Source organism: Thermodesulfovibrio sp. 3907-1M (assembly GCF_040450955.1).
Classification (GTDB): domain Bacteria; phylum Nitrospirota; class Thermodesulfovibrionia; order Thermodesulfovibrionales; family Thermodesulfovibrionaceae; genus Thermodesulfovibrio; species Thermodesulfovibrio autotrophicus.
The window spans coordinates 1,912,967-1,935,540 of sequence record NZ_CP144373.1; the positions used below are offsets into that span (position 1 = coordinate 1,912,967).

23 protein-coding genes and 5 tRNA genes are annotated in these 22,574 nt (G+C 36.5%); 17 read left to right on the plus strand and 11 right to left on the minus strand.

The genetic code is table 11. The features are described from left to right. Window positions 1-2 precede the first annotated feature (2 nt). Genes rph through V4D30_RS10045 form a run of 6 tightly spaced genes read right to left on the minus strand, consistent with a single transcriptional unit; the run spans window position 3 to window position 4,127 of the window. Window positions 3-710 (minus strand): ribonuclease PH, encoded by a 708-nt coding sequence (gene rph, locus V4D30_RS10020; protein WP_353684184.1) that lies wholly within the window; start codon window positions 708-710, stop codon window positions 3-5. Beyond that, window positions 711-1,517 (minus strand): glutamate racemase, encoded by an 807-nt coding sequence (gene murI / locus V4D30_RS10025; protein WP_353684185.1) that lies wholly within the window; start codon window positions 1,515-1,517, stop codon window positions 711-713. Next, window positions 1,517-2,023, minus strand: a complete 507-nt coding sequence (locus tag V4D30_RS10030; protein ID WP_353684186.1) for a GerMN domain-containing protein — start codon at window positions 2,021-2,023, stop codon at window positions 1,517-1,519. The genes murI and V4D30_RS10030 overlap by 1 nt, the downstream gene beginning before the upstream one ends. Then, on the minus strand, window positions 2,016-2,975 hold the full coding sequence (locus V4D30_RS10035) for an N-acetylmuramoyl-L-alanine amidase (RefSeq protein WP_353684187.1): 960 nt from the start codon (window positions 2,973-2,975) through the stop codon (window positions 2,016-2,018). The genes V4D30_RS10030 and V4D30_RS10035 overlap by 8 nt, the downstream gene beginning before the upstream one ends. Next, window positions 2,972-3,739 carry a sulfite exporter TauE/SafE family protein gene (locus tag V4D30_RS10040; RefSeq protein ID WP_353684188.1) on the minus strand — a complete coding sequence of 256 codons (768 nt, stop codon included), beginning with the start codon at window positions 3,737-3,739 and terminating at the stop codon, window positions 2,972-2,974. The genes V4D30_RS10035 and V4D30_RS10040 overlap by 4 nt, the downstream gene beginning before the upstream one ends. Window positions 3,740-3,779: 40 nt before the next feature. Further along, window positions 3,780-4,127 (minus strand): alanine-zipper protein, encoded by a 348-nt coding sequence (locus tag V4D30_RS10045; RefSeq protein WP_353684189.1) that lies wholly within the window; start codon window positions 4,125-4,127, stop codon window positions 3,780-3,782. Window positions 4,128-4,650: 523 nt separating this feature from the next. Between V4D30_RS10045 and V4D30_RS10050 the strand changes: the two genes are divergently transcribed. The 6 genes from V4D30_RS10050 to V4D30_RS10075 are packed head-to-tail and all read left to right on the plus strand — an operon-like array spanning window position 4,651 to window position 11,339. Then, on the plus strand, window positions 4,651-5,193 hold the full coding sequence (locus tag V4D30_RS10050) for a DUF4390 domain-containing protein (RefSeq protein WP_353684190.1): 543 nt from the start codon (window positions 4,651-4,653) through the stop codon (window positions 5,191-5,193). Further along, the gene (locus tag V4D30_RS10055) at window positions 5,190-7,187 is read left to right on the plus strand and encodes an ATP-binding protein (protein ID WP_353684191.1); all 1,998 of its coding nucleotides are present in this window, start codon (window positions 5,190-5,192) and stop codon (window positions 7,185-7,187) included. The genes V4D30_RS10050 and V4D30_RS10055 overlap by 4 nt, the downstream gene beginning before the upstream one ends. Beyond that, entirely contained in the window at window positions 7,184-8,557 is a 1,374-nt protein-coding gene (locus V4D30_RS10060) for a sigma-54 dependent transcriptional regulator (protein WP_353684192.1), read from the plus strand. The genes V4D30_RS10055 and V4D30_RS10060 overlap by 4 nt, the downstream gene beginning before the upstream one ends. A gap of 11 nt (window positions 8,558-8,568) precedes the next feature. Next, the gene (der, locus tag V4D30_RS10065; RefSeq protein ID WP_353684193.1) at window positions 8,569-9,912 is read left to right on the plus strand and encodes a ribosome biogenesis GTPase Der; all 1,344 of its coding nucleotides are present in this window, start codon (window positions 8,569-8,571) and stop codon (window positions 9,910-9,912) included. 24 nt (window positions 9,913-9,936) lie between these two features. Next, complete coding sequence (locus V4D30_RS10070) at window positions 9,937-10,908, plus strand: SDR family NAD(P)-dependent oxidoreductase (RefSeq protein ID WP_353684194.1); 972 nt, start codon at window positions 9,937-9,939, stop codon at window positions 10,906-10,908. A gap of 11 nt (window positions 10,909-10,919) precedes the next feature. Further along, window positions 10,920-11,339 (plus strand): universal stress protein, encoded by a 420-nt coding sequence (locus tag V4D30_RS10075; RefSeq protein WP_353684195.1) that lies wholly within the window; start codon window positions 10,920-10,922, stop codon window positions 11,337-11,339. Here V4D30_RS10075 and V4D30_RS10080 read toward each other — a convergent pair. Both V4D30_RS10080 and V4D30_RS10085 read right to left on the minus strand, forming a co-directional pair. Next, a complete protein-coding gene (locus V4D30_RS10080) occupies window positions 11,311-12,384 on the minus strand; it encodes an ATP-binding protein (protein WP_353684196.1) in 1,074 nt (357 codons plus the stop codon). The genes V4D30_RS10075 and V4D30_RS10080 overlap by 29 nt on opposite strands. Window positions 12,385-13,070: 686 nt before the next feature. Beyond that, window positions 13,071-13,153: transfer RNA gene (locus V4D30_RS10085), tRNA-Leu, on the minus strand. 138 nt (window positions 13,154-13,291) lie between these two features. Here V4D30_RS10085 and V4D30_RS10090 point away from each other — a divergent pair. From V4D30_RS10090 to V4D30_RS10120, 7 genes are read left to right on the plus strand one after another with little or no spacing between them, the layout of a single operon-like run. Next, the gene (locus tag V4D30_RS10090) at window positions 13,292-15,292 is read left to right on the plus strand and encodes a CoB--CoM heterodisulfide reductase iron-sulfur subunit A family protein (RefSeq protein WP_353684197.1); all 2,001 of its coding nucleotides are present in this window, start codon (window positions 13,292-13,294) and stop codon (window positions 15,290-15,292) included. A 20-nt stretch (window positions 15,293-15,312) separates the two neighbouring features. Then, complete coding sequence (locus V4D30_RS10095) at window positions 15,313-15,849, plus strand: 4Fe-4S dicluster domain-containing protein (protein ID WP_353684198.1); 537 nt, start codon at window positions 15,313-15,315, stop codon at window positions 15,847-15,849. Window positions 15,850-15,860: 11 nt separating this feature from the next. Continuing rightward, a complete protein-coding gene (locus tag V4D30_RS10100) occupies window positions 15,861-16,757 on the plus strand; it encodes a CoB--CoM heterodisulfide reductase iron-sulfur subunit B family protein (RefSeq protein WP_353684199.1) in 897 nt (298 codons plus the stop codon). Further along, the gene (locus tag V4D30_RS10105; protein ID WP_353685174.1) at window positions 16,753-17,175 is read left to right on the plus strand and encodes a hydrogenase iron-sulfur subunit; all 423 of its coding nucleotides are present in this window, start codon (window positions 16,753-16,755) and stop codon (window positions 17,173-17,175) included. The genes V4D30_RS10100 and V4D30_RS10105 overlap by 5 nt, the downstream gene beginning before the upstream one ends. Further along, complete coding sequence (locus V4D30_RS10110) at window positions 17,172-18,128, plus strand: F420-nonreducing hydrogenase (RefSeq protein WP_353684200.1); 957 nt, start codon at window positions 17,172-17,174, stop codon at window positions 18,126-18,128. Before V4D30_RS10105 ends, V4D30_RS10110 begins: the two co-directional genes overlap by 4 nt. A 55-nt stretch (window positions 18,129-18,183) precedes the next feature. Continuing rightward, window positions 18,184-19,653, plus strand: a complete 1,470-nt coding sequence (locus V4D30_RS10115; RefSeq protein WP_353684201.1) for a Ni/Fe hydrogenase subunit alpha — start codon at window positions 18,184-18,186, stop codon at window positions 19,651-19,653. 60 nt (window positions 19,654-19,713) lie between these two features. Then, on the plus strand, window positions 19,714-20,160 hold the full coding sequence (locus tag V4D30_RS10120; protein WP_353684202.1) for a hydrogenase maturation protease: 447 nt from the start codon (window positions 19,714-19,716) through the stop codon (window positions 20,158-20,160). Here V4D30_RS10120 and V4D30_RS10125 read toward each other — a convergent pair. The 3 genes from V4D30_RS10125 to V4D30_RS10135 are packed head-to-tail and all read right to left on the minus strand — an operon-like array spanning window position 20,140 to window position 22,113. Next, complete coding sequence (locus V4D30_RS10125) at window positions 20,140-21,075, minus strand: inorganic phosphate transporter (RefSeq protein WP_353684203.1); 936 nt, start codon at window positions 21,073-21,075, stop codon at window positions 20,140-20,142. The genes V4D30_RS10120 and V4D30_RS10125 overlap by 21 nt on opposite strands. Before the next feature lie 3 nt (window positions 21,076-21,078). Beyond that, the gene (locus tag V4D30_RS10130) at window positions 21,079-21,711 is read right to left on the minus strand and encodes a TIGR00153 family protein (RefSeq protein WP_353684204.1); all 633 of its coding nucleotides are present in this window, start codon (window positions 21,709-21,711) and stop codon (window positions 21,079-21,081) included. Further along, window positions 21,712-22,113 carry a CBS domain-containing protein gene (locus V4D30_RS10135; protein ID WP_353684205.1) on the minus strand — a complete coding sequence of 134 codons (402 nt, stop codon included), beginning with the start codon at window positions 22,111-22,113 and terminating at the stop codon, window positions 21,712-21,714. A 98-nt stretch (window positions 22,114-22,211) separates the two neighbouring features. On the opposite strand from V4D30_RS10135, the gene V4D30_RS10140 reads away from it, so the two are divergent. From V4D30_RS10140 to V4D30_RS10155, 4 genes are all read left to right on the plus strand, one after another. Further along, window positions 22,212-22,284 (plus strand) — tRNA-Thr (locus tag V4D30_RS10140). Window positions 22,285-22,322: 38 nt separating this feature from the next. Beyond that, window positions 22,323-22,405 (plus strand) — tRNA-Tyr (locus V4D30_RS10145). 5 nt (window positions 22,406-22,410) lie between these two features. Beyond that, window positions 22,411-22,482, plus strand: a tRNA-Gly gene (locus V4D30_RS10150). A 7-nt stretch (window positions 22,483-22,489) separates the two neighbouring features. Next, window positions 22,490-22,562 (plus strand) — tRNA-Thr (locus tag V4D30_RS10155). Window positions 22,563-22,574: the final 12 nt, after the last annotated feature.

Here is a 22,574-nt window from a genome sequence, read left to right on the forward strand (position 1 = left end):
ACTCAGTCAATATTTATAATTCTTATTATCTCCCTTATTCCTTTTTCTGCCAGAGAAATGAGTTGAAGCAGATTTTCCTTAGAAAAAGGCATTAATTCAGCTGTTCCCTGAATCTCCACAAACTTTCCAGACCCTGTCATTACTATATTCATATCAACCTCTGCCTGAGAGTCTTCCTGATAGCAGAGGTCAAGACGGGGTTCACCTGAGACTATTCCAACACTAATAGCAGCTATGCTATCTTTAATTGGATTTTCAGTAATCATTCCAGCATTCATTGCCTTTTTAATAGCTTCTCTTAACGCTAAATACCCACCGGTTATTGAGGCTGTTCGGGTTCCTCCATCAGCTTCAATAACATCGCAGTCAATCCATATTGTTCTTTCTCCAAGCTTTTCAAGGTCAACAACTGCTCTCAGTGACCTTCCAATGAGCCTTTGAATCTCATGAGTTCTTCCTCCAACTCTTCCAGCAGTAGATTCCCTTAACATTCTCACAGGAGTTGACCGAGGAAGCATTCCGTACTCAGCTGTGATCCATCCTTTTTTCTGATCCTTCAGGAAAGGTGGAACTTTATTTTCTATTGATGCTGTGCATATTACTCTTGTATTACCAAGTTCAATTAAAACAGAGCCGTCAGCATTTTTAATAAAGTTTTTTTCAATTTTTAAACTCCTAAGTTCATCATTTTTTCGTCCATCAGGCCTCATTTAGTTTTCCTCCTCAAGAGATACTTTAAAAATGTTGTTGATTTCACAGTTTAAAAATATTTCGCCGATTTTTTTAAATCTCTCCGGTGAATCAGTTACATAAAAGGTTTTTAAACCTGGCTCGGAGCTTTTATTTATAAGCTTTTGCTGGCTAAGTAGATTTCTTACTTCCTGAGCTATTTCCTGAGCGGAATCCACAAGTCTTATTCCTTCCATGTATTTCTGAATAGTTTTTTTTAGTAAAGGATAATGGGTGCAACCGAGAATTAAAGTGTCAATTCCACTGTGTTTCAAATCTTTAAGATATCTTTCAACTACCAGTTCTGCAATGCTTCCCTCTAAAATTCCCTCTTCCACTAATGGAACGAATAAGGGGCAGGCTTTTGAAATAACCTCTGTATCTGGTTTTATTGTTTTAATTTTTTTAGGATAGGCTTCACTCTGAACAGTTGCTTCTGTTCCAATTATACCAATTTTTCCATTTTTTGTAACTCTTAATGCTGCCCGAACTCCGGGGTCAATAACTCCAATGACAGGTACTGGTAATTTTTCTCTCAGAATTTCAAGGCTTACAGATGAAGAGGTATTACAGGCTACGACAAGCATTTTAATCTCTTTTTTAAAAAGAAATTTTGCACATTCAAGAGAATATCTGATAACAGTCTCAGCAGAACGGATTCCATAGGGCACCCTTGCAGTATCCCCAAGATATATGAGGTTTTCATTTGGAAGTAGCTTTGCAATTTCTTTTAAAACTGTTAAGCCTCCAATCCCTGAGTCAAAAATACCTATTGGTTTTTCTTGCATTAATTTTCCTCCACAGCTTCTTTTAAAGATGAAGCAATTGAGATGTGTCCTGATACAGTTTCAACTTCTTTGCTTTCTATCAATATTTTAATATCTTTTATCCACGGAAAGTTCTCTTTTAATGTTTTATAAAGGGATTTAAGCATAAGATACTCCTGCAGCATACTCTGAGGTATGGCAAAATCTTTTGATAAATCTATATAAACGACATTTTCCATGTCTCTGTATATGCCAAGAATCTTCGTTTCCTTTAAAGGCAGTTCTGATAAAAAACTTTCAAGAATTCTTTCAATATTTTTTAACTCTGAGCTTTCTTTCTGCAGGTATATTTCTTTTACAACTGTAGAATTTGAAGAAGGCAGGTATATTTTAAAGTTTACCATGGTTTGCTCTGTTTGAGATTTTTCAGAAGTTTTTCCATCGTGTTTAAATAAAGTGAAATAAATTACAGTGGTTGCTATCGCAACCAATATTAAAACTGAAATTGTAATTAATCTTTTATTCATCGTTTGTTTTCTGTAGTTTTATTTTAAAGTTTTCCAGAGTTCCCTGAACAAGCACATCTACAACTTTATTTACATAGCTTTTATCAGAAAATAAAGCTCTTTTAGGAACTTCAATCATCAAAGCCGGTGCAGAAGCTTCTTTAAGAAGAGTTGCAGGCAGTTTTTCTGTATAAACAGGTTCTGAAAACTTCTCTTTTATTTTTTTTACAAAAGTTTGTACTAAACTGTCTTCTTTGAGAAAAATTTTTGACGGATCATCTTTTGATATGTTTATCTTCTTTGCAGATGTATAAATAACAAAGAAATCTCTACTTGATAGATGAACACTCAGAAACAGGGCAGGTTTCAGAGCATTTTGAATTTTTAACCTTTTTTTAAGTGAGATATCTTCGTCAGTAGCTCTTGTTAAGAAAGCTTTTATGCCTTTCTGTGCAAGCCTTGATGCTATCTCCTTGGAGATATATAGCACAAGCTCCTTTTCACTGCTGTTTTTTTCCTTTATTCCTGAATCCTGTCCACCATGTCCCGGATCAATTAATATTGATGCTGATTTAATTTTTTCCTCTTCTGAGGGCTCTCCCAAAAAAGCATCTATTACAAGCCTTGAAGGAGATTCATATCTTGAGACTTTTATTTTACTTATGTTTGAAGTTCCGATAATAAAGCTGCCCTCATTTTTAAAAATTTTTAAATCCTTTATTTTATCCTGTTGAGACAGTATTTTCCCTTCAAATTCAATATCAAAGGGTGCTGTAAAACTTAGTTTTATTTTTCCATCATTAAGCAGATTTACATTTATTGAATATGTAATCTCAGGTTTTTCGCATACCAGGACAAATCTATAAAAATCCTGATGCTTGCCGTATTTTAAAACTATTTTATGGGTATCCTCCTGTGCAAAAGCTGTTGATAAAATAAAAAAAATAATAAAAATTACTGTTTTTTTAATCATTTAACAGGTTTTGGTGTTTTTAAAAATCTTATTCCTGTCCATATTATAATCAAAGCAAATATAACTCTTAAATAAGTATCAGCAAGAGCATGGGCAATGTTAGAGCCAATGTAAGTTCCAACGATAATTCCAGAAATCAATCCAGGAAGGAGTTTTTTAATAACGTTACCAAGCTTTAAATGCGTATAAGCACCAACTGCTCCAGCAGGAACCATGCATAAAAGAGATGTTCCCTGTGCTATATGCTGACCATAATTGAGAATAATAACTAAAGCAGGAACCATAACAGTGCCTCCACCTATACCCATCATTCCAGCAAGAAAGCCTGCAAAAACGCCTGTCATAAGAAGTGCGATAATTTTTCCAACTCCTTGAATTTCAAAGTGGTAAAACTCAGTAAGATAAGGTTTTGCAACAAGAATTAAAGCAGCGAATATTAAGAAGGCACCAAAAGCTCTTTTAAGTTTCCACTCTGCAAGACTATGGGCAAAGCGTGCACCTGTTCGAGCAGTAAAGATTGCTGTTGTAGCAAGAATCAAAGAAGCAATAACATCAACAGAACCTTTCATCCCATAAGTGATTGCACCTGTAATGCCTGTAAATACCAGTGCAAACAGACTTGTTCCGTGAGCTTTGTGCTGGGTAATTCTGAGTACAGCCACCATCAATGGAATCATAACCACTCCACCACCCAGCCCAACAAGCCCACCAAAACAGCCAGCAACCGCTCCTATCCATACCGAATGGATAAACTGATTTTTCACAATCAAAAAATTTAATACTTATTAAGCTAAAATGTCAAATTTACTTTCTTTGCTGTAATTCAAAAGCTTTTTTAGATGTTTCTGCTGCAGCCTGAGCTTTTCTTGCAGCATCCTGAGCCTGTATCACTGCAGCTTGAGACTCTTTCACTGCTTCTTCTGATTTTTTCAATGCCTCCTTTGCTGTCCACTGAACAGAATCTACTTGGGAGCTGATGGTTTTAATATCTGTTCGGAGGGAAGAAATCTCTTTGTTCATGTTTTCCAGTTGTTTTTCAATTTTTTCAAGTTTCTGATAAATCGGGTCTGTTTGCTCCTTTACATACTCCTTTGTTGCACAACCGCTCAACAAAATAAATGTTGCTCCTGCAATAATTAAATACTTTTTCATTCTAAACCTCCAAATAGTTTTAAGTATATTCAAAAACTTGCAAAATCCTGAAAATCAATAAATTGCAAGTCTCATTAATTTTCAATTAACTCCACCTTCACTAAGGAGGAGATCCCTCGGCTTCGCCTCGGGATGACAGAATAGAATAACTCGGATGACAGAATAGAATAGCTCGGATGACAGAACAGAATAGCTCGGGATGACAGAATAGAATAACTCGGGATGACAGAAAAATAGCCTTACAGTAACATAAAAAATCCATCGGGATAACAGAAAAATTATCATTCTGAGCCTTTCTTTTTTAATTCTAGCCTTTTCTTTTTTAATTCCGAGCCTTTTATTTGTCATTCCGAGCGTAAGCGAGGAATCTCCTCCTCTCTAAATATTTTTAGAGATTCATCGGGACGACTCCCTCGGAATAACAAAATTTTTTATTGAACAGCCTCCTTTTAATTTTGTTTTTATCATAAAGATTAAGAAAAAGTAAAGGAAAAATAATATAATAAAACTGATGAAAAAATTCATGATAAGCTTCATTATTATTGTGGGATTTTTACTGGTAATCCCATTTCCTCTGCAGGCAATTGAAAACATAAACATGGAGATTCAGAGAGACAATTCTTTCCTCATTGTCAGAGCCCGCATTATTCCCTCTCAGGAGTTTATTGAAGATTTTAAAAATGGCTTAAGTAAAAATATTTTTATACTGATAGAGCTTTACAGAAGATGGTCAATTATTCCAGATGAGTTTATAAGCGGAGTTCAGATACAGAGAGTTTTAATTTCTGATCCAATAAAAGATGAGTTTATTGTAAAAACTTTGCAGGGTGAGGCTTTAACGGAAAAAAGGTTTAAAAACTGGCAGGAAGCTCTGGACTGGGCTTTAAAGATAGAACCTGTAAAAATTGTGAATATCAATAATGTGGAAAAAGGTAAGTATTACATAAAAATTACAGTCGAATCAAACATAAAAAAGCTTCCTTCAGTTCTTGAACATATTTTGTTTTTTATACCTACATATGAAAAAAAAATAACAAAGGAGTCAGAAAACTTTAGATTGCCATGAAAGAGAAACTGAAAAAATACTTTTTTCCTGTTTTTCTAACATCGCTACTTTTTATAGTTCTTGGTTTTGAAATATACCTTTTAAGGCTTCCACCTGAACAGATTCCTACGAGGTTTATAATCGTTTCACTTTTTGTAATAAACATAATTTCCCTTGTAACCTTAGGATTTTTTGTCATAAGAAGTGTCTTTAGACTTTATCTTGAAAAGCATAGAGAAGTGCCTGGATACAGATTCAGGATAAAAATAGTGACCATCTTTGTTGGACTGGTGCTCATTCCCTCAGCTCTTTTATTCATTGCCTTTAGCGGAGTTCTTGAAAATTCAATAGAAAGAATTTTTTCCAAATCAAACAGAGAAGTTATATCAAAAACAGTTGATACAGTTAAAGCTTTTTACGACTTTGAAAAAGAAAAGCTTCTTAATTTTGCTGAAGATTTGAGAAACAACAAAATAAAGGGTGTTCCCTATGGAATTACTGTTGAAAGACTGAAAATTTTTAAGACTGATATGCCAGAATCAATAAAAGATGCTTTTTATGGCAAGAAATCAGTTCAGGTTATTTCTTCTTCAGATGGTGATGTAATTATTGCAGCAGTACCTGATGAAAAAGGTGTTCTGGCTTTAAAGATGAGGGTTCCTTCTTATATAACAAAAAAAGTTGAAGAGGTTAAGGCTCGTCACGAAGAGTATCTCAAAATGGGTTCTATGAGAAAAGCTGTTAAGTCAAACTATTTCATGTTTCTTGGATTTCTCAGTCTTATTATTGTTTTTTTAGCTCTATGGGCATCCTTAAAAATCTCTCAGGAAATTACAAATCCTCTTAAAGAACTTGTTCAGGCAACTGAGCGTGTCTCAAAGGGAGACCTTAAGGTGAAAATCCTTACCAAAAGCTCTGATGAAATAGGAATTCTTGTTAATTCTTTCAATGAAATGATAGCAAAGCTTGACAGAGCTTATTTTGAGCTATCAGAGAGAAACATTTTACTTGAGAGAATGTTTTCCAATATTACTTCAGGAATTATCTTCATTGGACAGGGTGGTAAAATTTTTAAAATAAACAAAGCAGGAGAAGAGATACTTCAAATTCCAGGAGATAAAATAGAGGGCAAACACTATACAGAAATCCTTGAATTTATTGAATCTGATGAATTAAAAGAATTTATAAAGAAGCTTTCTGAGGAGCGAATCTATGAGATTTCCAAAGATTTAAATATCAAAATAAAAGGCAGAAATAAAATAATTAAGTCAAGATTTATTTCGTTAAGAGAATCTCAGGAAAGTGAAGCCACGGGAATTCTCGTGGTATTTGATGATATTACAGATATTGTTAAGGCACAACAGGCAATTGCATGGGAAGAAGTTGCAAGAAGACTTGCCCATGAGATAAAAAATCCTCTTACTCCAATTAAACTTGCCACTGAAAGATTGATTAAAAAATGGAAAAATAAAGAGGAGGATTTTGACAGAGTTTTTGAAAAATCAACTCAGACAATTATATCAGAAGTTGAATCTCTTAAAAATTTAATTGATGCCTTTCAGAAACTGGGTAAACTCCCTGAAATTAAAAAGGAATCTGTAAATCCGATAAATTTAATAGAAGATGTGATAGAGCTTTATAGAGGATATAAAGATGTGAGGATAAATCTTGTATTGTGTGACGAGATTAGACCTGTTTTGCTTGATTCTCAGGAATTTAAAAGAGTTTTGATAAATATAATTGACAATGCAATAAAAGCTATGAATGCTAAAGGTGAAATAACAATATCTGTTAAACTAAATAATAACCTTGAGATAGAAGTGGCTGATACCGGTCCTGGAGTGGATGATGAAATAAAAGAAAAGCTGTTTTTACCATACTTTTCAAAAAACAAAGAGGGCACAGGTCTTGGTCTTGCGATTGCAAGGAAAATTGTTAATGAGCATGGTGGAAAGATATATGTTATAGATAATAAACCCCATGGAACAATTTTTAAAATAGAGGTGCCTGCTTGAAAGGAAAAGTTTTAATAGTTGATGATGAGATGGGAATTCTTGACACAGTCTCTGGTATTTTAGAAGACGAAGGCTATAGCACCATTACAGCAGTGGATGCAGAGACTGCTCTGGATATCCTTGATAAAGAAGAGATAGACTTAATTTTTCTTGATGTCTGGCTTCCTCAGATGAATGGAGTTGAAGCAATAAAAAAGATAAAAGAAAAGGATTTTAATATTCCAGTTATCATGATTTCAGGACATGGAAATGTGGAAGTTGCAGTGCAAGCTGTAAAGCTTGGAGCATTTGATTTTCTTGAAAAGCCTCTGTCAATGGAAAGGATTATATTGACTGCTGAGAGGGCATTAGAATTTAAACGCCTTGAAAAAGAAAACATAAAGCTTCGCAGCAGTGTAACTAAAAAGTATGAACTTATTGGAAGTTCTCAGGCAATGAAAAAAATAAAGACTCAGATTGAAATGATTGCTAAAGGAGACTCCAGAGTTTTAATACTTGGTGAGTCTGGAACAGGTAAGGAACTTGTAGCGAGGATGATTCATTTATTCAGTCCCAGAGCCAGAGCTCCTTTTGTTGAGGTAAACTGTGCAGCAATTCCTCAGGAACTCATAGAAAGCGAACTGTTTGGGCATGAAAAAGGTGCTTTTACAGGAGCAATAGACAGAAAGATTGGTAAATTTGAGCTTGCCAATGAAGGAACTCTTTTTCTTGATGAAATAGGAGACATGTCCTTGCTTACACAGGCAAAACTTTTAAGGGTAATTGAAACACAGAAGTTTCAGAGAGTTGGAGGGACAAGGGATATAACAGTAAATGTTAGAATTATTTCAGCAACAAATAAAGACCTAACTGAAGAGATTAAAAAAGGCAATTTCCGTGAGGACCTTTACTGGAGACTTAATGTTGTTCCCATCTATATTCCTCCTTTAAGGGAGAGAAAAGAAGATATCCCAGAGCTGATTAATTACTTTATAGATGAATTCAATAGGGAGAAAGGATGGAAAAAAAAGACTGTGGAGCCTGAGGCAATGAAAATGCTTCAGAATTATGATTGGCCTGGAAATGTAAGGGAGCTGAGAAATGCTGTAGAAAGACTTATGATAATGGTCTCAAAAGATGTGATAGAGATTTCAGATATTGAAAATACTGGAATAATAAAGAATAATGTAAAAGAAGAAACATGTTTTTCTTATACTTCATTAAAACAGGCAAGAGAGGCCTTTGAAAGGGAATTCATTCTAAGAAAACTTAAAGAGAATAACTGGAATATGACAAAAACAGCAGAAATCATAGGAATGGAGAGAAGCAATCTCTATAAAAAAATCAAATCTCTTGGAATAATTCTTCCCAAAGAGTTTTCAGAAAACTAAAGGAGAATTAAATGTTAACAGTAGTTATTGTTGGTCGTCCTAATGCTGGAAAGTCAACTCTTTTTAATAGAATGATTAAGTCTGATGATAAAATTAAAGCAATTACAGATAAGCTTCCCGGAGTAACCCGAGATATAAACTACGGAGTTGCGAGATGGTATGATAAAGCATTTACTGTAGTTGATACAGGAGGTTTTTTCCCAGAGGAAAAAGCAAAAGACATAATTCAGAAACAGATGCTTGAACAGATTGAAATGGCAATATCAGAGGCAGATTTAATAATTCATCTTCTTGATGGAAAAGAAGGGCTTCTTCCTGATGACATTGAAACAGCAAGATGGTTAAGGCAAACAGGAAAAGAGATTCTGTGGGTCGTGAACAAAATAGATGATCCTTCAAAACTAAGCAGAACATATGAGTTTTATAGCATAGGCCCAGAACAACTTATACCGATTTCAGCCCTTACAGGTTATGGATTTGAAGAACTGATTGAAAAAATTATTGAAAGACTCCCTTTAACTCAATCATTAAAATTAGAAGAAGAACTGCCGAAAATAGCTATTGTTGGTAGGCCCAATGTGGGAAAATCAACTATTATCAATGCCTTGCTTGGCAAAAAAAGAATGATAGTAAGTCCATTACCTGGAACAACAAGAGATGCTATTGATGCAGTATGCACATACTATGGGAAAAAATATCTATTGATAGACACAGCGGGTATAAAAAGACTTTCCTATTATAAGAAAGAAATAGCTCAACACTCTTATGTTGAAAAGCTTTCATACTTTAAAGCATTAAGAAGCATTGAAAGAGCTGATGTGGCAGTTCTTGTTATAGATGCCACAGAAGGCATTGTTAATCAGGATCAGAAAATTGCTGGCATAGTGGCTGAGCAGAAAAAAGGATTGATAATTTTAATCAATAAATGGGATTTAATTGCAAAGGATGAAAGAGACAGAAAGGCAAAATTTTTTGCCGATGAAATAAAAAGAAAACTCTGGTTTGTTGATTATGCTCCGTATCTTACTGTTTCTGCAGTAGATAAAACAAGACTCACAAAAATTTTTCCACTTATTGATCAGATTTTAGAGGAATACACTAAAAGAGTATCCACATCTGAGTTGAATAAACTTTTTAATCAGAAATTAAAAGATGTGGTGCTTTCCTCAGGTGGAAAGGAGTTAAAGTTTTATTACATAACCCAGGTTGGTGTAGAACCACCTACATTTGTTGTCTTTGTTAATGATAAATCAGCAGTCAAACAGCATCACATCAAATTTATTGAAAAACTTTTGCGAGAGACATTTAATTTTGAGTTTTCTCCCATAAGCATAAAAGTCAAACAAAGAAAATAACTTTTTATGTTAAAATAAAAAACTATGCAAAAAATTTTTGTAACAGGAAGCGCTGGTTTTATTGGATGGGCAACGTGCAGATTACTTTTAAACCAAGGTTTTACAGTTATAGGCATTGACAATGTTAATGACTACTATGACCCAAAAATTAAAGAATTAAGGCTTCAGGACTTAAGAAAATTTCAGAATTTTATTTTTTACAAGGCAGACATTGAGAATTTTGAGATACTGAAAAACATTTTTAAAACTCATAAAATAGATGCGGTTATTAATCTTGCAGCAAGAGCTGGAGTCAGAGCATCTGTTGAAAATCCCTGGGGATATCTTGACACAAATGTTAAAGGGACAATTAATCTTCTTGAATGCATTAAGGAGCACGAAATTAAAACATTTGTTCTTGCTTCCACATCAAGCGTTTATGGTGACACAGAAAGGATGCCATTCAAGGTTTCTGATGCTACAGATAAACCTCTTGCTCCTTATCCTGCTTCAAAGAAGGCTGCAGAACTTTTCTGCTACAGCTATCACTATCTTTATGATATAAATACGATAATTCCAAGATATTTTACAGTGTATGGACCTTTTGGAAGACCTGATATGAGTATTTTTAGATTTATCAAGAAAATAGACTCAGGAGAACCAATAACTGTATATGGAGATGGAAAACAGAAAAGAGATTTTACCTTTGTTGAAGACATTGCAGAGGCAACAGTGCGCTGCCTTAATCTTGATGGATATAAAATTTTGAATCTTGGTAATGACAGACCTGTTGAACTCATCTATGTAATAAATTTAATTGAGGAACTTCTTCAAAAAAAAGCAAAAATTCAATGGCAGCCAAGACATCCAGCGGATATTTATGCAACATGGGCAGACATTTCTGAGGCAAAAAAATACATAGGATGGTCTCCAAAGATTTCAATAGAAGAGGGAATTCAGATTACCGTTGACTGGTTCAAGAAAAACAGAAGCCTACTACAGGAGATTAAGATATAAAGGAGGAAAAGATGCAGAGAATTTTAGTAGCTCATGATGGTTCAAAGGCATCAGACAAAGCATTAAGAAAGGCACTGGAGATCGCTTTAAGCATGAATTCATCCCTCACTGTGCTTGCAGTAGTTCCAGAGCTTTATCTTACAGAGCTTTCTGATGCTGACAGACAGAGAATTACAGAAGTGCTTAAAAGGGAAACTGAAGAGAATATGGAAAGGATAAGAAAGTCTCTTTCAGGAAAACCAATTGAGATTAAATTTCTTGTAAGAGAAGGAGACCCAGCTGAAAAAATACTTGAGACAGCTCATAAAATGAAGGTTGACCTGATTGTTACAGGCTCTCATGGAAAACACGGAACAAAAAAATTTCTTATTGGAAGCGTATCTGCCAAAGTTGTTGAATATTCTAAGTGTCCTGTTCTTGTTGTAAAGTAGCAGAAGGGAAAAATATTTTTACTGTTGTCCCGGCATGGGGAGAGCTTTTTACTTCAATAAAGCCATTATGTTTTTGAACTATATTTTTTACAATTGACAGTCCCAGCCCAAATTTTCTTGGATCTTGAGTAAACAGAGGTTCAAAGCATTTTTCCAGTGTTTCTTTATCCATACCATGTCCTGTATCAGAAACTGTAAGAACGATATTTTCTTTTAAGTCAGTTCTGATTTTTTCAGTAGAGATTGAAATAACTCCATGCTCAGGCATAGCGTTTCTTGCATTTTGAACAAGCTCAACCAGAACTTCTCTCAGCTGTTGAGGGTCTCCTTTAATTAAAGGGCTTTCCTTAGATAAAGAAATCTCCAGATTTATTTTTTCACCTGCTATATTTTTGAGCACCTCTTTAGTGGAAATAACAAGAGAATTCAGATCAAAAACTTTTGCCAAAGAAGGGGTTTTTCTCAGGGCAAGCAAAGCTTGAATCAATTTAGCACCTTTTTCAACAGATTCAATTAATTTTTCAATGTATAGAGAATAATTTTTCTCCGTAACTCTGTCTTTCAGTAACTGGGCAAATCCATAGATACCATTAAATATATTATTAAACTGATGTGTGAGATTATCCAGAACCTCATAAATTCCTTCAAGTTTTATAGCTTCCTTAAATTTTTCATCAATTATTTTCTTCTCCGTTACTTCTCTCCCTATTTCAAAGACAGCCTTTATTTCTCCGTTCTCCTTGAGAGGAATTCCCGTTAAAATATAGTGCCTTCCTTCATCTGATATTCTTTCAGCGGTTTCAGTACTGCCAGTTTTCAAGGCTTTCACACATGGACAGCCTTCACAGGGAGTGCTTCTTTTATGCCACAGACTATAACATTTTTTACCTTTAACATCCTCAGGAGTCATGCCTAATCTTTCAGCATAGACTTTGTTACACCACAAGACATTTAGCTCTTTATCCATAATAGACATGTTGTGTTCAATGTTTTCAAAGATAGAAAATAAAGATTCTTCTGTTAATTTAAATTGCAGTGATTTCATTGAATAAAAAAGGCTTATTTAAAAAAGTTTTGCAGATATTGGAAATACCTACTTCTTGTTGGGGGGGGGGTAAGTGTGATTTTACCTTTCTATGATGAAATTCCGCAAGAATATTTCTTCCACCTATAAACATATAAGAGAGGTCAAAAATTTGTGATTTCTTGAAAATCAAGAACTTGCAAACCTCTTTAATTTTCAATAAACTCCTCTTGTGATTTCGCACATCTTTCCTCTGATTCTGAACTTTTTTGTCATTCCAAGCTTTTTTCTATCTCATTCTGAGCCTTTTTTCTTGTTATTTCAAGCCGTTTCCATGTCATTCCGAACCTGCGTAGCAGATGAGGAATCACTTCCGCTTTTTCATTTCTTCCTTGTCATTCCGAGGAGCGATAGCGACGAGGAATCTCCACCTTTTTTCAGCATCGGAACAAATCAGAGATTCCTCGGGTGGAGTGCCACCCTCGGAATGACAATAAAAAAGCATTGTCACCAGCGCAATGATAATATATGTAGGCTGTTATTCCGAGCCTCTTTCCTTGTCATTCCAAGCTCTTTCTATGTCATTCCGAGCTCTTTCCTTGTCATTCCGAGCTGAAGGCGAGGAATCTCCTCCGGTAATGCCTTCAGCGATTAAGCCATTCACCGCCCTATACCCTATATATGATTTAAAGTTCAAGATTTAAGAATGCCGGTGGTGGGATTTGAACCCACACGGGATTGCTCCCAGCGGATTTTGAGTCCGCCGCGTCTGCCGTTCCACCACACCGGCTATAAACAACAATACCATAAAAAATCAAAAAAAATCAACAACATGTAAATATTTTAAAATACCTCTTGACAAATTTTTCAAAAAATGGTAAAAAGGGTAAACCACATTAAAAATCTATAATTATAAGGAGGGCTTAAGATGGCAAAAATAGGGGTTTATGTGTGCCATTGTGGAGAAAATATTGCAGGTGCAGTGAAGATTGAAGAAGTTATGAAATATGCAGAGACCCTTCCAGATGTAGCAGTCGTAAGAAACTATTTATTCATGTGTTCTGATCCAGGACAAGATATTATTAAAAAGGACATTAAAGATGGATTGGTTGATAGAGTGGTGGTAGCTGCCTGTACGCCAAGAACGCATGAACCAATCTTTAGAGATGCAGTGGAGTCAGCTGGGCTTAATAGATACTTTCTTGAAATGGCAAACATAAGAGATCAGGATAGTTGGGCACACTGGCATGATAAAACTGGTGCTACAGAAAAAGCAAAAAGACTGATTCGCAGTGCTGTTGCTAAGGTTAGACTGGCTGAGCCTCTTGAGGATCGCTATGGAGACATGGAGAAATCTGTTATGGTTATTGGTGGTGGAGTTGCAGGAATGTTTGCAGCTATTGATCTTGCAAACATGGGGCTTAAGGTTTATCTTGTTGAAAGACAGCCATCCATTGGTGGGCAGATGATAAAGCTTGATAAAACCTTCCCTACAATGGACTGCTCAGCCTGTATTCTTACTCCAAAGATGGTTGAAGTAGCTCAGCATCCAAATATTGAGCTTATTACCTATGCAGAGGTAGATTCTGTAAAGGGTTATGTTGGTAATTTTGATATTACAGTAAAGAAAAAGGCAAGATATATAGACTGGGATAAATGCACAGGTTGTGGTGTTTGTACACAGATATGTCCATCAAGGGTTCCTAATGAGTATAACTTTGGTATGAACCAGAGAAGAGCAGCATATATTGAATTTCCACAGGCAGTGCCTAAAAAAGCAGTTATTGATAGAGCAAACTGCCTGTACTTCAAATCAATGGATAAAACAGGAAAGCCTGCCTGTCAGATCTGCGAAAAAGGAATACCACCTAAAGGAATACAGGGATGTCCAGCAGGTGCAATTAAGTTTGATGATAAAGACGAGTATATAAATCTCAAAGTTGGAGCAGTGATTATTGCCACAGGATACAAGGTAATGGAAAAAACTCACTTCAAAGAATACTCACCTCATAGTCCAGATGTGGTTACAGCAATGGAGTTTGAAAGAATTCTTTCAGCAACAGGTCCAACAGAAGGAGAGCTCAAAAGACCTTCCGATGGAACAAAGCCGAAGACAATTGCTTTTATCTCATGTGTTGGAAGCCGTGATGAGAGATATCATTCTTACTGTTCAAAAGTATGCTGCATGTATATGCTAAAACATGCAAGAATTCTTAAGGAAAAGTATCCTGATATAAAGCTTTATCTCTTCTTTATAGACGTTAGAACAGCTGGTAAGGACTTTGAAGAATTCTATGTTTATACAAGAGAACTTGGCGTAAAGGTAATAAGGGGAGGAAGAGTTTCAGCAGTTGATGTGAAGCCAAATGGAAAACTGAGAGTAAGAGGTTTTGATGTTGACCTTTGCTCCCCTGTTGAGCTTGAGGCAGACATGGTTGTGCTTGCAACAGCCATTGAACCTCCAGCAGGAACAGATGAGCTTGGAAGACTTTTTGCAGCAACCTGCGGAAGGGAAGGATTTTTAAGGGAAGTTCATACCAAGCTTTATCCTGTTGAGACAGCTTCAAAAGGAGTATTTCTTGCTGGATGTGTTCAAGGTCCAAAGGATATTCCTGAGTCCATTGCTCAGGCACGTGCAGCATCTTCTGCAGCTGCTGCTCTTGTTATTCCAGGCAAGATTAAATTTGAGGCAATTATTTCTGAAGTTGATAGAGAAAAGTGCAGTTCCTGCGGTGTCTGCGTACCTCTTTGTCCTTATGGAGCAATAAGACTTGAGGAGTATAAAGGTAAAGAAAAGGCATACATAGAGCCTGCCTTATGTGCAGGATGTGGAGTCTGTGCCAGTGCATGTCCATCAAGGGCAATTACATTCCATGGATTCACAACAGAGCAGATTCTGGCACAGATTGATGCATTAGCAGAAGCATAAAAAATAAAAGGAGGGAAAAAATGGAAGAGGGTGGCGTAAATGTAATTGATCTTACACAGGGAGATGAGAGTTTTGTAAAGGAGTTGGAAGGATTAGGGGCTGATGAACTTAGAGAATGCATACAGTGTGGAAAATGTGGAGCTACATGTCCAATGGCATTAGCGGGCTTAGAGTTTTTTATTAAAAGAATTGTTCATGCTGCAAACTTAGGTTTAAGGGATGTGCTTCTTGAAGACTCTTCAGTGTGGGGGTGTCAGTCCTGTAACCGTTGTGTTGAAATATGCCCAATGGATATAAAACCTTATGAAGTTATTCAAGCATTAAGAAGAGCAGCAATTAAGGTTGAATCCTGTCCTGCAAACACCTATGAAGGTTTGAGAAATTTATACAAATTCGGTCATGCAGTATTTCCTAAGGGTTTTGAAGAAAGAAGAAAGAAAGCAGGATTGCCAGAAAAACCACCAACCGCATTGAGTTATGACGAGTTAAGGAAAAAATACCAGGAAGTTTTAAAACAAACTATCCTGGAAGAAATAGCACCATTCCCGCTTGACTAAGGAGGAGAGAAATGAAAAAGATAGGATTTTTCCTTGGATGTAACATACCCTTTAATAGACCAGATGTGGAGTATTCAGCAAGGTATATGTTGAATGAACTCGGAGTTGAAATTGTAGAGCTTGAAGGAGCTGCATGCTGTCCTGCCTTTGGAACAATGCCATCAGTTGATCTTGTAGGATGGGCAGCTGCATCAGCATGGAATTTAAGCATTGCTGAGGAAAAAGGTGTTGATATAATTACAGGGTGTGGTTCCTGTTATGGTTCACTAAATGAAGCAAGATATCACATGGAAAAGCATCCTGAGATTAAGGAGCAGGTTAATAAAATTCTTGGTAAAGTCGGGAAAGAATACAAAGGAACAGTAAAGGTATGGAATTTTATTAACTTTTTATATGAAGAAATCGGACTTGACAATCTCAAATCAAAAATAAAATACAATCTCAATGGATTAAAATGCGCTGTTCAGACTGGATGTCACAATCTCTGGCCCAGCAGAGCTTATCCAACAAATGAGGATAACACATTTTATCCAACAAGACTGAGAGAGATTTGCGAAGCTATGGGCGGTGTGGCACCACATTACAGCACAATAACTGACTGCTGTGGAATGGGCGCACTGAGATCTGCTGCTTCTGAAAAATCTCTTGCATTGTTTAAAAAGAAACTTGATGTAATAAAAGAGGAGTTAAATCCTGATGTTACAGTAACGGGCTGCAGCTCATGTTTACTTCAGTTTGATGCAGGACAGGCTCTTTTAGTAGAGCAGAAAAAGCTTGATTACAAGATTCCAGCTCTTCATATTGTTCAGGTTGCTGCTATAGCAATGGGTGCAGATGTTGAAAAAGCAACAGCACAGGCATCAATCCCTTTGAATGGAGTAATAACTAAGATAAAAGGAGGGAATTAAGATGGCATGGGAGCCAAGGCTAATTGTTATTGCCTGCCAGTGGTGTACATATCAGGGGGCAGATCTGGCAGGAAGTCTCCGTTACAGTTATCCTCCTACAGTGCATATTGTAAGAGTGCCCTGTAGTGGAAGAGTTGAACCCGAATTTATTGCAGAAGCCCTCAGAAGAGGTGCAGATGGTGTATTTATTGGTGGATGCCACTTTGGTGACTGCCATTATAAAGAGGGTAACTACAAAGCAATCAGAAGATTCAAACTCTTTAAGAGAGTTGCCACAGATCTCGGAATTGAGCCTGAAAGAATTCAGCTTGAATGGATCTCAGGAAGTGAAGGCAAGAGATTTTCTGAAGCCATGACAGAGTTTGATGCTAAAATTAGGGAACTTGGACCAAATCCATTGAAAGGAGGGGCACAATGAGTAAACCTAAACTTGCATATTATCTTGCCGGAGGTTGTGGTGGCTGTGATATTGCAGTTGTAGATTTATCTGAAGCATTGGTAGATGTTGCTTTACAATTAGATATAGTATTCTGGGCACCAACAGTGGCAGATGTAAAGTATAAAGATCTTGAAGCAATGCCAGATGGTTCAATTGATGTAGGGCTTTTTAGTGGTAATGTAAGGAATTCAGAGCATGAGCATATTGCAAAGGTATTAAGACAGAAATGTAAAGTTCTTATCGCTTTTGGAATATGTGCATCATGTGGTGGAATAAAAGGACTTGTGAATTTACATACAACTGAGCAGTTACTTGAAAAAGCATACATCAATACATTCAGCACAGATAATCCAGAAAAGATACTTCCTCAAACAACTGTTGTGGTGGATGGAAAATATGAGTTAACGCTGCCAACTTTGATGGATGCAAGGGCTCTTGATCAGGTTGTAAAGGTGGATTATTACATAGGTGGATGCCCTCCCTATCATGAACATATAGCAAAGGCATTTACAGCTTTACTCTCTGGACAGCTTCCACCTCCAGGTTCATGGATTACAATGGGCAAGGCTGTATGCGAGGTATGCGATAGAAATCCTGTATTAAAAGGCAAACCAAAGAAGCTTGCCACTGAGGTAAAAAGAACAATTGATGGAGCACCAAGTGAAGACGGATGCCTTCTTGAAGAAGGATATCTATGTCTTGGTCCTGTAACGCAGGGAGATTGTGGTGCAAAATGTCCTTCTGCAAATATTCCATGTAGAGGCTGCGGAGGACCAATCCCTGGAGTCAAAGACTTTGGTCTCAGAGCAATAAGTGCTATTGCAAGCATGCTTGACAATGAAGAGCTTGTGGATAAGATTCCAGATCCGGTTCATTTATTTTATAGATACACACTGCCAAGTTCTTTTCTTGGCAAAAGAATAAAGAGATGAAAAAATGAGTCTGAAAGATATAATAAGAAAAATAACCCAGAAGGGGGGAAAGGGAATGAAGAAAATTGAAATTAATCCTATGACAAGGCTTGAAGGCCATGGCAAAATAACCATATTCCTTGATGAACAGGGAAATGTAGAGAATGCTTTTATGCAAGTTGTTGAATTTATGGGATACGAAAAGTTCCTCATAGGTATGCCCATTGAGGAAGTTCCCAGAACTGTAAGCACTATCTGCGGAGTTTGAAGGGGCGTGCATTTTACAGCCTCAGTGAAGGCTGCAGATGCAGTTTATGGAGTTGAACCAACTCCTACAGCAAAAAAGATAAGAGAACTTTTTTATAATGCCCATTATGTAGAAGACCACACAGGAATTCTCTATGCTCTTGGTTTTCCAGATTTTGTATGCGGTCCAACAGCTTCACCTGCTGAGAGAAATCTTATAGGACTTATTTTGAAAGTGGGTGCAGATGTGGGTAAGCTTGTTTTAAAGAAAAGATTTTCAGCAGTAAGAATTTTTGAGATCACTGGTGGAAGAACAAGCCATCCAGTTGCTGCATTACCAGGAGGATGGGCAAAGAGAATAACAGAAGAAGAAAGGCAGGAGATTCTTAAGTGTGCTGATGATTGTATTGAGCTTGGAAAGTTGACTCTTGATGTATTTGATAAAGTTGTACTTCAGAACAAAGAATACATGGCTTTGGTCACAGGTGATGTTTATAAGGTGGTGACCAATTACGTTGGAACAGTTGATGAAAACGATAAGGTTACCTATTATGATGGAACTCAAAAGATTGTTGATACAAAAGGAAATGAAATAGGAAGATTTAAAGGCATTCAATATCTGGACTACATTGCAGAAAAGACCCTTCCATGGAGTTATCAGAAAGCTCCATATCTAAAGAAAATAGGTTGGAAGGGTCTCGTAGATGGAGATGGAACAAGCATTTACAGCGTAGGACCACTTGCAAGGTTTAATGTTGGAAGTGGATTTGATACACCTCTGGCACAGGAAGCATATGAAAAAATGGTTGCTGCCTTTGGTGGTAAGCCTGTTCATAACACACTTGCCTATCACTGGACAAGAGCAATTGAATTAATGCACGCTGCTGAGAAAGTGAAACAGATTGCCTCAGATGAATCTATTACAGATCCAAATGTTCGTCAGGAGCTTGGCAGTCCTGTTGGTGAAGGTGTGGGAATTGTTGAAGCAGCAAGAGGAACATTGATTCATCATTATAAGACCGATGAAAAGGGTATAGTTACTGATGCTAATCTTATAGTTGCAACAACTCATAATAAAGGTCCAATGAACATTGCAGTTAAGAGGGCTGCCCAGAACTTTATAAAGAATGGCAAAGTTGATGATGGAATTCTTAATCTTGTTGAGATTGCCTATCGTCCCTATGACCTTTGCTTTGCCTGTTCAACTCATACTCTTCCTGGAAGAATTCCTGTAAGAATTGACATCATTGATCACCACGGTGAAGTTGTAAAAAGCCTCAGAAATTTTGAAATCGCTTAATTTATCAGTCCAGGCGGAGGCATCAGCCTCCGCTTTCAAGTATAACACCACGGATAAAACATGAAAGCTATAGTTGTGGGAATTGGTAATCCAAATTTTAAAGATGATGCAGTAGGGCTTAAGATCGCGGAAAAACTTGATGGATTGGTAGATACAGTTTCTCTTTTAAACATAAGTTTTCAAATTATTGATTCCATACTTGGTTATGACAGAGCTGTGATCGTTGATGGAGTTAAATCAGGAGCTGAACCAGGAAGCATCTTAGAATTTAATACTGATTACTGGGGAAACATATATGCAAGTGGGACACATAATCTCTCAATCTTTGAGATATTAAGAATTGGTTATTCTCTCTTCTCCGATGAAATGCCAGAGGAAATAAAAATCATTGGCGTAGAAGTAGAGGATGTGGAAACCTTAAGCAGGCAGTTGAGTCCTTCTGTTGAGGCAGCAATACCTGAGGTTATATCAAAAATTAAGGAATATTTAGGAATAAAAGAGTTTTAAAGCAAGATAACTTATTATAAAAGCAGCAGATGGCGTGATTACAAAATTAATAGCAATTTTCTTTAAAAGGCTGAGTTTAACTGTAGCAATACCTTTGGACATTCCCACTCCACTTATTCCACCTATTATGCAGTAAGTGGTTGATATAGGCATACCCAGAAAAGTAAAGAATAAAACAGATGCACCTGCACCAAATTGGGCAGCAAATCCAGAGTAAGGGTCTAAGGTGGTAATTCCTTTCCCTACGGTTTCAATAACCCTGTGGCTAAGCAGAGTAGCACCAGAAAAAACCATGATTGAAGCAAGAAAGAAAAGCAGTATTTTATTAATCTCAATTCCTGAATGCATCACAGGTCCAAGAACAGTTGCAAGTTCATTTGCTCCTGTGTTATAGGCAATTAAAGAAGCACTTAAGAGAAGAAAAGTTCTTAAAAGTTTTTCAATCTGGAAGAAAGGAAATTTTGATAGAGTTTTTTCAAGGAGTTTATATAAAAAAAATGAAAAAGCCATGGCTACAAAAGGTGAAATGAGCCAGGATACTATAATTTTTATGATAGATGCAAAGTTAACAGTGCTGTCTGATGCAACTGCAGCACCTGTGAGACTGCCTATTATTACCTGATGAGTTGAAAGAGGAAGCCTGCGCCAGTTTGAAACAATAATCAAAATTGCAGAAATAGTTAATGCAACTATGATAATTGATGAATTAACATCAACAATGTTTTTTCCCACTGTTTTCATGACCTTTTGTCCCTGAAGAAGAATGCCGAGAAAAACAAGAAGTCCGAAGAGAAATATTGCTCTTTTTAATCTTATTATTCCTGCACCTATGCAGATACCAAGAGCATTAGAGGCATCATTTGAACCTATTCCAAATGCAATAAGAAGACTCGCTACAACTGCAATTTCTGTCATAAATTATCTCAGGCTTATCTCAATTATGTATAAATAGTCACTTGCATCTTCAATTAAGTCACTTATTCTGGTTAAATACTCAACAAAATCAGTTATTATTTTCCCTTCCCAAAAGTTTTTTATCTCAATTTTTCTTAATTTTTCCGTTATATCAAACTTAAGATCATCAACCTGCTTTTCATATACTCTTATAGCAAGATTTTTTTCTTTAAGGTCTCCTTTAGTGATCAGACTATCAAAGGCAATTGAAAGGAGCTCACATATATTGGTATTTATGGAAGCAATTTTTACACATTCAGGTTCAATTATTCTGTAAACTTCCATGTTAAGATATCTAAATTCAAATGCAGCATCCTCAAGAATATCAAAGGCTTCGTCTACCATTTCTATAAATCTGCATATGTTTGGTCTTATGAATGGCAAAAAAGCTCCTTCATGAATTGTGGAGATTATCTCTCTTCTGATTGAATCTGCCTCTCTTTCAAGGTCTGCCACACAGAATGTAGATTCAATATCTGAGCTTGTTAAGGCATTTTTAAAACATTCAGTTGCTAAACATAAGGTTTTGATGTGTGTTTTTATGTCTTCTATTACTTTTTTTTCTAATTTTCCACCAGAAATAATTTTATCAAACATCTAAACTCTCCTTGCCCTTTCTATTAAGGAAGCACCCATTACATCCAGAAGGGATACAACTCCTACGATTTCTTTGCCTTCGTGAACAAAAACTCTCGCGATGTTGAATTTTTCCATAAGCTTGATAAGATGCTCCAGATCTGTTTCCTTATCAATGCTTATAACAGGTTTTGAAGCAATTTCTTCTACTCTGATTTTATGGGGATCAAGGTTTTTTGCAATTACTTTAAAAACAATGTCTCTAACAGTTATTACTCCATATACATCCTTTTCATCCCTTGGCAGAACTATCAAAGACCTCATTCTTTTATCAACCAGTTTTTCAATAGCATCATAAACCGATGCTTCGGCTTTTATTGTTTCCAGTTTAGTGTTCATTACTTCCTTTACTTTTGTATTCATGCTTTACCTCCATTGTATTATTTTGTTAAAATTATTATACAGGTTTCTTGAAAAGTTGACAATCCAGCTTAAAAGTTCTTATATTATAAGTTATAGATGCCACCGTAGCTCAGCGGGTAGAGCAGCTGATTTGTAATCAGCGGGTCGGGGGTTCAAATCCCTTCGGTGGCTTGAATTGCTTGAAAATAAAAAGATATAATATTAACAATGGAGGGGTACCCGAGTGGCCAAAGGGGACAGGCTGTAAACCTGTTGGCGTCTGCCTTCGAAGGTTCGAATCCTTCCCCCTCCATATGTGCGGGAATAGCTCAGCGGTAGAGCGTCAGCCTTCCAAGCTGAGGGTCGCGGGTTCAAATCCCGTTTCCCGCTTTTTTATGCCCATGTAGCTCAGTCGGCAGAGCACGTCCTTGGTAAGGACGAGGCCACCGGTTCGATCCCGGTCATGGGCTTTAAGAAGAAGA